This is a genomic window from Hyphomonas sp. UBA3601 (assembly GCF_002375605.1).
Taxonomy (GTDB): Bacteria; Pseudomonadota; Alphaproteobacteria; order Caulobacterales; family Hyphomonadaceae; genus Hyphomonas.
In genome coordinates, this window is record NZ_DFME01000056.1 from 442 (window position 1) to 9926 (window position 9485).

Here is a 9485-nt window from a genome sequence, read left to right on the forward strand (position 1 = left end):
GGATAGCCATAGGTCCAGTGAAGTTCCGGCATGATCTCGAAGTTCATGCCATAGCTGCTCGCGATCAAGGTCGGCGGAAGGAACACCGCCGCGACGACCGAGAAAATCTTGATCACATTGTTTTGTTCGTTGCTGATGAGACCCAGTGTCGCATCGAGAACGAAATTGATGTTGTTCGCGAGGAAGCTCGCATGATCGCTGAGCGCGGTGACATCGCGCGTGATCGTCTTGAAGCCGCGCTCCGCCGTTTTCGAGAACTTCGTCTCGGTTGGACGCGCAACAAAACTGACGAGACGCCCGAAGCTGACGAGACTTTCCCGCGCCTGCGAGGTCAGCGCATAGCCGCGCCCGACACGCGCGAGAATGGCGTTGTAATCCTTTCGCGCCCGCCTTTCATGATCGAAGATTTCCCGCGACAGGGTTTCGATATCGCCCTGAACACGCTCGAGAATGTCTGCGATCCGGTCGACGATCGCATCGAGCAATCCCGCCAGTACGTCCTCGCCCGTCGAACAGGGCATGACATGGCGCTGCGCCTGAGCGGCGTAGAGCCGGAAAGGCAGAGGCTCCGCATAACGAAGCGTGATGAGCCTGTGCCCGGCAAGCACGAATGTCACCGGCACGCTGAGCGGGTTTGGCGTGTCGGCCTGGGTGATCATCGTGGCGGTCATATAGGCCGCATTGTCCTCATGATAGAGGCGGCTCGACATCTCGATCTCCAGCATGTCCTCTTCCGTCGGCACATCGAGACCGAGCGCCTTGTCGAGAAAGGCGAGATCGTCGTCGGAAGGAGAAAGCACATCGATCCAGACCGCCCCTTCCGGGATCGGGGCACCCGCTGCAACCTCGGCGGCTTTCAACATCCCGTTGGCGGGAACATAGGCGGTTATCATCGAATCTGCCGCTTCTCCTGTCGCGATCGAGAGGATGATGCCCGTCCCCGGCGACCGGGACAATCCGTTCCAGCTCGTTCCGGCGATATCGTCTTCCGCTAATTCCTTGACATTTGGCCGTAAAAGGCCCATGTCACAGTCAATCGTTCGCGTGTGCGCGCTTTGCGGTTGCCCTTCGGCACCGCCTGACCCCCGAACGATTCGACCCTTCCCGATTCCAAGCGCGTTGGAACGCGGCAAGAAACCGCGTTAAAGCGCCGGCCATTGTGGCCGGGCGCACGACGTTTGACTTGAAAGATCCAAAGTAAATATGACGACTGTAACTTTTGCCGATCTCGGCGTTGCCGAGCCGATTTGCCGCGCCCTCGCGGAGCAGAACTACGTTAACCCCACCCCCATTCAGGCGCAGTCCATTCCGGCACTTCTCGAAGGCCGCGACCTGCTCGGCCTCGCACAGACGGGCACCGGCAAGACGGCTGCCTTTGCGCTGCCCATCCTGCAGAAATTGACGGCCGACCGCTCGCGGCCCGGCCCGAAGGAAGCCCGCGCCGTCATTCTTGCGCCGACGCGCGAACTGGCGATGCAGATTTCCAAGAGCTTCGAGAGCTACGGCAAGGGCGCTCGTTTGCGCCAGACCGTCGTCTTCGGTGGCGTGAACCAGTTCCGCCAGGTGCGGGCCATGTCGGGCGGCGTCGATATTCTCGTCGCCACGCCGGGCCGCCTGCTCGACCTGATCGAACGTCGCGCCCTGTCGCTTGGCCAGACCCAGTTTCTGGTGCTGGACGAAGCCGACCGCATGCTCGACATGGGCTTCATTCCCGACATCGAGAAGATTGTCTCCAAAATTCCGGCGAAACGGCAGACTCTGCTATTCTCGGCAACCTTCCCGACCGATATTCAGAGACTGGCGAAGACCTTCCAGCGCGACCCGGTCAAGATCGAAGTTGCCCGTCCGACGGACGCCGCCAAGACGATCACACAGCACGTGGTCCACATTCCGACCAATGACGCGAAGGCCAAGCGCACCGCGCTGCGCCGCGTGATCGAGTCCCGCGACGTGAAGAACGGCATCGTCTTCTGTAACCGGAAGGTCGAAGTCGATATCGTCGCGGCCTCTTTGCAAAAGCATGGCCACGACGCCGCCGCCATTCATGGCGACCTGCCGCAGGCCTTCCGCACCCAAGTGCTGCAGCGTTTCCGTGACGGCGACCTGAAGCTGCTCGTAGCGTCGGATGTCGCCGCACGCGGGCTAGACATTCCGGACGTCGGGCATGTCTTCAACTATTCGCCGCCACCCAAAGACGAGGATTATGTTCACCGGATCGGGCGGACCGGCCGCGCCGGGCGTACGGGCGAAAGCTTCACGGTTGTGTCACCGTCGGACGAAAAATCCTGGGGCTTTGTCCTCAAGATGATCCAGCAGGATGTCGAGGACTATATGCCCGAGGGCCTGCTTGAGGAACTCGGAGACCTGCCACCGGATGAAAGTCGCAGCCGTGGCCGTTCCCGGTCAGGCAGTCGTGACGACAAATCACGCGGAGGTCGCTCGCGCAGCCGTCGGCGCGACGAGAACACCGACAAGCTGGAAGAGGCAACTCCCGCCGAGTCCAAGCCTAAGGCCAAGGCTGAAGAGCCCAAGGCAAAGACTGAACCGAAGTCCGATGCCCAGACCGATGATCGCCCGGAAGAGAAGCCAAAGCGCGAGCGTGCGGCGAAGCCAAAACGCGATCGCGAACGGGACCGCAAGCGCAAGGATGACGACCCTATCCTCGATCCGGCTCCTGAAAAGGTCAAAGGCTTCGGCAGCGACATTCCAGCATTCCTGAAACGCTAGTTCGAACAGACCGCAAAAGAAAAAGCCCGCCAGCATTGCCGGCGGGCTTTCTTGTTTCCGGAAACAGAGCCTAGCGCTTGATGCGGCCTTTCACCTGACCCCGGAACTTGTCGCCATAAGGCGGGCGCATCATGGCCAGCATCTCACTGCCCGTTTGCGTGTACACTGACTTCTTGTGACTGAACTCCATGAAGCCGTCCCGACCGTGATAGCTGCCCATGCCGGATGGACCCACACCGCCAAAGGGCAGGTCTTCCTGCGCGACATGGAAGATGACGTCATTCACGGTCACGCCCCCCGACGTCGTATTGTTCAGCACGTAATCTTTCTCGGTCGAGTCCTCACCGAAATAGTAAAGCCCAAGCGGCCGGTCATGCGCGTTTACATATGCCACCGCATCTTTTGTTTCACCATAAGACTTGATGGGCAGGATCGGACCGAAAATTTCATCCTTCATAACTTTCAAATCATCGCCCGGATTGACGATAATGTGCGGCGGGATCTTGCGGTGCGGCTGCTGGGAGAAGTTCTCTCCCGCCGGATTGAGCTCGTGGACCTCCGCGCCTTTTTCGCGCGCTTCCTCGATATAGCTCATGATCCGGTCATAATGGCGCTGGTTCACGACTGATGTGTAGTCGTCATTGTCTTTCAGGCCCGACGGATACATCGTCTCAATGGCTTTGGTCGCCGCGCCCACAAATTCTGCGGTCTTTTCCTGCGGCACGAAGGCATAGTCTGGAGCCAGGCAGATTTGGCCTGCGTTCAAAGTCTTGCCCGCCATGATACGGCTTGCCGCTTTTTCCATATTGGCCGACCGCCCGAGGATGACCGGGCTTTTCCCGCCAAGCTCCAGCGTCAGCGGCACGAGATTGTCTGCTGCGGCACGCATGACGTGGTGCGCAATCGACGTCGCGCCCGTGAAGACCATATGGTCAAAAGCAAGCTTGGAGAATTCCGCGCCCACTTCCGGACCGCCCGTGATGACCGCCACTTCTTCTTCGTCATAATACTGACCAATCAGCTGTTTCATCAGCTCTGAGGTCGCCTCGGTGAATTCCGATGGCTTGATCATCGCGCGATTGCCAGCAGCGAACACGCCCGCCAGCGGCGCGAAGGTCAAGTTGACCGGGAAGTTCCAGGGGCTGATCACACCGATCACGCCCTTTGGCTGGAACTGAAGCTCCGCGCGCGAGCCGAGCAAGCCAAGCGGAAATTCGACCTTGCGTTTCTCAGGCCGCATCCATTTGGCGACATGCTTCTTCGAGAATTTGAGCGCGCCGATAGACCCGGCAATATCGGTCAAATTCGACTGGTCCACAGATCGATGGCCAAAATCTTCCCGCATGGCTTCGGCCAGAGCGTCGCCATGCGTCACCAGAAGGTCGATGGACTTGTCCAGCCATTCGATTCGTTTCGAAACGGAGGGAATGCCGTCGCGAATATGTGCGGCTTTCTGGCGGCTCAGTATCGAGCTCATGCCGGATCCGGTAGCACTATCTAGGGCCATGTATTTCTTCCTTTGGGTCGTTTCCTCACCTGAGTGTAACGCGCATTGACCCCTGAACAAAATAAAAAACATTTCCGTTGGGTCAGGCGTTCACGCGGGCCAGACGACACAATAGGGTGTAAAAAAACGTCCATCGGGAGCGGAACACATGGCCTACACAAAAATTTCCTATGAGCTGAAAGGCGACATCGCCGTCATCAGCTTTGATGATCCAAGCACGCTGAATGCCTGCGGCGTCGATACAGCGCAGGAATTGCTCCACGCATTCGAAGTGGCAGCGGACGAGGCGCGTTGCACTATTCTGACCGGCTCAGGTCGTGGCTTCTGTTCCGGCGCGAATCTCGGCCCCGGCGGTCTCAGCGTACAACTCAGCCATGAAGGCTCCAAGCCAGATGCGGGGCGCGCCCTCACAACGCACTACAATCCGCTGATGCAGGCCATCAAGGAACATCCGCATCCGGTCATTACTGCCGTGAATGGTCCCGCTGCTGGCGTCGGCTGTTCACTCGCACTTGTTGGCGACATCGTGGTTTGCGCCCAGAGCGCCTATTTCCTTCAAGCCTTCCGCCGCATAGGCCTCGTACCAGATGGCGGATCGACGTGGCTTCTGGCCCGCACGATCGGCCGCGTGCGCGCAATGGAAATGGCGCTGTTCGGCGATAAGGTCCCTGCGGAAAAAGCGTTGGAATGGGGCATGGTCAATCGCATCGTTGAGGATGACCAATTGATGCCCACGGCTTTGGAAATGGCCGAGAAGTTGGCAACCGGCCCGACCATCGCCCTGTCTCTGGCACGCGAGCTGATCTGGAAAGCCTGCGAATCCGACTTCGACGAAGCCATCTACGACGAGCGCATCGCTCAACGCACTGCTGGGCGCACGGATGACTTCAAGGAAGGCGTTACCGCATTCCTCAAGAAACGCCCGGCAGAGTTTAAAGGGAAGTAGCCGGAAGGTTTATTTTTTGCCGTCCGTTTTCTCTTAACAATTGCGAAACGGCTTTGTCATATCCCTGTCCAAATTGGACGGGGACATTTCAATGACGACGGAATACCGATTGATTCACTTCAATTGCGCGCGCCCATTAGGCGCGTTCAACATGGAGAATGAATTCGTCCGGGTATTCATGGCAATTTTGCCCCGTATCTTCACTGACGCGGACTCGTTTGACGGCATGCATTGGCATACGCACGGCATCCGGCGCCCAAATGGTGACTGGTATGGCATGCAAGATGCCTTTCCTTATCCCCGCGACATGGCTGCGCCGGATGTGTGCACCATGGCTGGCTGGACATCGATCGAAGCCCTGAAAGAGTTCTCTTACAATGGACGCACACACCCACCCGGGATGCGCCGTCTGTCCGACAGTCTGGACCGCAGTGACGGGGCCAGCTTCGTACTCTGGTGGGCCCCGCGGGGTGAGCGCTTCTCGATGCAGGATGGCTGGGAGAGGCTGCAATCCCTGAGGCAGAACGGTCCGACAGAATCGGCGTTTTCCCTTGAGCGCCCGATCCGCAAACCGGTGGCAGCCTGATGCTGACACGGAGACTTGCACTCGGGCTTTTGGCGTCGATCCCATTAGCGGCGTGCGCCTCGTCGCCTGCGCCAGATGCCCGCCAAATCTATCTGGTCCGCCACGCAGAGAAAGCCGCCGGAGACGATCCGGACCTGACGGTTGTCGGTCGGGCCAGGGCTGATATTCTCGCAAACGAATTGAAGCAGGCCGGCCTTACAGCGATCTACTCAACCGATACCCGGCGCACGCGACAGACAGCTCTTCCAATTGCCAAGGCCACTGGCCTCACCGTGCTGCCCTATGACGCCGGTAATCTGGAGACCTTTGCGAACATGCTCCGCGCGACGCCCGGAAACATCCTCGTCGTGGGCCATTCCAACACCACGCCCGAACTCGTCAAAGCACTCGGCGGCAAACCCGGCGCGCCGATTGTCGAGGCCACTGAGTATGACCGCCTTTATGTACTGACTTCCAAAGGCCGCGGATTCCAGACAGAAATCCGCCGCTATGGAAACTAGCTCCGTCAGGCTGGAAGGCCCAGCCGATAGACGCCCTTGAACACATCCGGATCCTCGACAGGTTTGCCTTTCCGATAGATCAAGACTGTGCCCGCCTTGTGCAGGCGCACGGCTTCTGCCCGCACATCCTTCAGCACACGTTGAAAATTCGCATCGCTCACGGCGCGCGCTGCCTGTTCAGCACTGATCGTCTTGCCCGGACCAGCTTCTGTGGTCAGATCTAGAATCGCCTGCCTGACCGGGTTCGCTTTCTCCTCGCTCACCAGTCCACCGCCGCATAAACGAGTTGCTGCAATTGTGGCCTGATCGGATAGGTGCCTGAAGGGATCATCTGTGTCGCCTGGATGACGACCATTTCTTCTTCCGGGTCGATCCAGAAGAAGGTGGACGCAAGGCCACCCCAGCTGAAATTGCCCAGACTGGAAGGCTGCATCGAGGCAACCGGATCAGTCAGCACAGAGCCCCCGAGCCCGAAGCCATTGCCTTCCATCCGCGCTTCGGAGAACGTCTTGTCTCCCATCTCCTTGATCGTCTTGCCATCCGGAAGATGATTTTGGCGCATGAACTCCCACGTCTTCGGGCTGATGATGCGGGCGCCGTCCAGCGTACCGCCACGCATCAGCATCAGGCAGAAACGGTGATAATCCCGCACGGTAGAGGCCAGACCGCCGCCAGCATTCAGTAGTTTCGGACGCTTGCTATAGAGCTTCGATTCCTTGCCAGCGGCATCGGACATCGATATCTCGCCAGTCAACGGATGCTTGTTGTAGCATGCCATCAACCGGTCAATCTTGCTCTCCGGCACCCAGAAGTCGGTATCATCCATGCCAAGTGGACCAAAGATACGTTCCCGGAAGAACTCATCGAGAGGTTGCCCCGCAACGATTTCGACGATCGCGCCGAGCACGTCAATGGAATGCCCATATCCCCATTGTGTGCCAGGCGAGAATGAGAGCGGCAGTTTCGCGATCCGCTGGCTCATTTCCAGCAAGGTTTCGGTCGGCGCACCGATCTTGTGCTTGCGATAGATCGCGTCAGGTTCGTCCTGCATCAGGAAGCCGTACGTGATTCCCGATGTATGCGTGAACAAGTCCAGGATTGTCATCGGGCGGTCAGGTGCGCGGGTCGTATAATCCTCGCGATTGCCTCCGTCGAAAACCTGGACGTCCGCGAACTCGGGAATGAAGCGCGAAACTTCATGGTCCAGGCGCAACTTGCCCTCCTCAAACAGCATCATCGCCGCCAGCGACGTGACTGGCTTGGTCATGGAATAGATTCGGAAGATCGTATGCGGACCGATCGGTTCGCCTTCGCCAATATGCGTGGTGCCGGAATAATCCTCCAGCGCCACCTCGCTCCCGCGTGACACCAATGTCGCCACGCATGGTAATTTGCCTCGGTCGATATAGTTCTGCTGGAAATATTGCGGAATGGCTGCAAGCCGTTCGGCATTCAGGCCCACATCATGCGGGTCGGTCAAATCGTGTTCGAACATGGCTTAAAGTCTCCCGGCTTTGGCCGCCTTGGCCAATTCGCGTGCGATGATGATCTGCTGGATCTGGCTGGTGCCTTCATACAGGCGGAAGATGCGCACGTCGCGGTAGAACCGCTCGATGCCATAGTCGGAGACATAGCCTGCGCCGCCAAACACCTGCACCGCACGATCAGCCACCCGGCCGCACGCCTCGGTGGCAAACAGTTTCGTGGAAGAGGCGAGTAGGGTGACATCCTCGCCCGCATCGCGCCGACGCGCGGCATCCATGATCATGCATTCCGCCGCATAAGTCTCAGCCTGGCTGTCAGCGATCATCGCCTGGATCATCTGGTGGTTCATGATGGCCGTGCCGAATTGCTTCCGCTCGAGGGCATAATTCACCATCTCGCGGATCAGGCGTTTCGACACGCCCGTCGCTACGGCTGAGATGTGCAGGCGTCCCTTGTCGAGCACACTCATCGCAACCTTGAAGCCCTCGCCTTCCTTGCCGATGATGTTCTCGGCTGGCACGCGGGCATCTTCGAAGATCACGTCACAAATGTGCGCGCCCTGCTGGCCCATCTTCTTTTCCGGCACACCAACCGACACGCCCGGTGTGTCGCGTTCCACGACAAAGGCTGACACGCCCTTTGGGCCCGGCGTATCCACATCGGTCCGCGCCATGACTGTGAACAGGTCCGCCTTGTTGGCATTGGTGATGTAGCGCTTGGTGCCGTTCAGCACATAATGATCGCCGTCACGGATTGCCTTTGTGGTCAGGCTGCCCGCATCAGAGCCCGCTTCCGGCTCGGTCAGCGCAAAGCTCGCAATCAGATCGCCTGACGCGATGCCCGGCAGCCATTTTTCCTTCTGCGCGTCGGTCCCGAACAGGACGAGCGCCTGGCTCCCAATACCGATATTCGTGCCGGCCACACTGCGGAAGGCTGGAGAGGTCTGGCCGAGCTCAAACGCCACCAGCGCCTCGGTCTCCATGTCCAGCGCGAGGCCGCCATACTCTTCCGGCACCGCAATGCCGAACAGGCCGAGATTCTTCATCTCATCGACCACAGCCTGCGGAACTTCGTCCTCGTCGCCCACTTGCGCCTCGATCGGCACGCATTTCTCGGTCACGAAGCGGCGGACCTGCTCGATCAGCGCCGCGCGGATTTCGGCATCGAATGCCATACGATTTCCTCCGATTATATACCTTCCCGCGTAATCTATGCCCCAACGGCACGCTTGTCGAAGGGTGACTGTGCGGTATCGTGCCGGAAAAACAGCAGGGAGGCGGAATGACCGCAGAAACAGTCCAAACCGGGGAGTTTGCCGGCTGGCAGACATGGCCCGACGAGCCGTTTGAACACGATGCCGCCGGTCCGTTCTATTTCAAGATTGACGATGATGGCCCGGTCGCGGCCTTTCGGGCACAACGCAAGCATATGAATGCGGGCGGCGTGATGCATGGCGGCTGCCTGATGGCGTTCGGTGACTTCTCCCTGTTCGCGATCGCGCATGACGGCATGGAGGGCGAATATGGAGTCACGGTCGCCTTCACGTCTGAATTTCTGGATGGCGCGCTGGAAGGCGAATATATCGAGGCGCGCGGCGAAGTGCTCCGCAAGGGGGGCTCCATCACCTTCGTGCGCGGCCTTGTCACCGCGAATGGCCGCCCCGTCCTCAACTTCTCCGGCACAATCAAGAAACGAAAGAAACGCACATGAGCCACCCGCCATATCAGGATCTCG

The 9485-nt window shown here is 59.1% G+C and carries 10 protein-coding genes; 5 read left to right on the forward strand and 5 right to left on the reverse strand.

Going from position 1 to position 9485, the window contains the following annotated elements; genetic code table 11:
- Window positions 1-1025: magnesium transporter CorA family protein (locus tag B4F73_RS06340; RefSeq protein WP_290482772.1), on the reverse strand; the 1025-nt coding region annotated here is incomplete at its 3' end.
- Window positions 1026-1203: 178 nt separating this feature from the next.
- Between B4F73_RS06340 and B4F73_RS06345 the strand changes: the two genes are divergently transcribed.
- A complete protein-coding gene (locus tag B4F73_RS06345) occupies window positions 1204-2727 on the forward strand; it encodes a DEAD/DEAH box helicase (RefSeq protein WP_290482773.1) in 1524 nt (507 codons plus the stop codon).
- 70 nt (window positions 2728-2797) lie between these two features.
- On the opposite strand, the gene B4F73_RS06350 is transcribed toward B4F73_RS06345, so the two are convergent.
- The gene (locus tag B4F73_RS06350) at window positions 2798-4234 is read right to left on the reverse strand and encodes a coniferyl aldehyde dehydrogenase (protein ID WP_290482774.1); all 1437 of its coding nucleotides are present in this window, start codon (window positions 4232-4234) and stop codon (window positions 2798-2800) included.
- A 148-nt stretch (window positions 4235-4382) separates the two neighbouring features.
- On the opposite strand from B4F73_RS06350, the gene B4F73_RS06355 reads away from it, so the two are divergent.
- From B4F73_RS06355 to B4F73_RS06365, 3 genes are all read left to right on the forward strand, one after another.
- Complete coding sequence (locus B4F73_RS06355; protein WP_206992514.1) at window positions 4383-5180, forward strand: enoyl-CoA hydratase/isomerase; 798 nt, start codon at window positions 4383-4385, stop codon at window positions 5178-5180.
- Between the two features lie 91 nt (window positions 5181-5271).
- On the forward strand, window positions 5272-5766 hold the full coding sequence (locus B4F73_RS06360) for a DUF3291 domain-containing protein (RefSeq protein WP_206992513.1): 495 nt from the start codon (window positions 5272-5274) through the stop codon (window positions 5764-5766).
- Window positions 5766-6266 carry a SixA phosphatase family protein gene (locus B4F73_RS06365; protein ID WP_206992512.1) on the forward strand — a complete coding sequence of 167 codons (501 nt, stop codon included), beginning with the start codon at window positions 5766-5768 and terminating at the stop codon, window positions 6264-6266. The genes B4F73_RS06360 and B4F73_RS06365 overlap by 1 nt, the downstream gene beginning before the upstream one ends.
- Before the next feature lie 5 nt (window positions 6267-6271).
- Here the strand turns inward: B4F73_RS06365 and B4F73_RS06370 are convergent, their stop codons facing one another.
- From B4F73_RS06370 to B4F73_RS06380, 3 genes are read right to left on the reverse strand one after another with little or no spacing between them, the layout of a single operon-like run.
- A complete protein-coding gene (locus tag B4F73_RS06370) occupies window positions 6272-6529 on the reverse strand; it encodes a DUF3253 domain-containing protein (RefSeq protein WP_290479087.1) in 258 nt (85 codons plus the stop codon).
- Window positions 6526-7761 carry a serine hydrolase domain-containing protein gene (locus B4F73_RS06375; RefSeq protein WP_290482775.1) on the reverse strand — a complete coding sequence of 412 codons (1236 nt, stop codon included), beginning with the start codon at window positions 7759-7761 and terminating at the stop codon, window positions 6526-6528. Before B4F73_RS06375 ends, B4F73_RS06370 begins: the two co-directional genes overlap by 4 nt.
- A gap of 3 nt (window positions 7762-7764) precedes the next feature.
- Complete coding sequence (locus B4F73_RS06380) at window positions 7765-8925, reverse strand: acyl-CoA dehydrogenase family protein (RefSeq protein ID WP_034814156.1); 1161 nt, start codon at window positions 8923-8925, stop codon at window positions 7765-7767.
- A gap of 107 nt (window positions 8926-9032) precedes the next feature.
- On the opposite strand from B4F73_RS06380, the gene B4F73_RS06385 reads away from it, so the two are divergent.
- Entirely contained in the window at window positions 9033-9461 is a 429-nt protein-coding gene (locus B4F73_RS06385) for a PaaI family thioesterase (RefSeq protein ID WP_206992510.1), read from the forward strand.
- Window positions 9462-9485 lie beyond the last annotated feature (24 nt).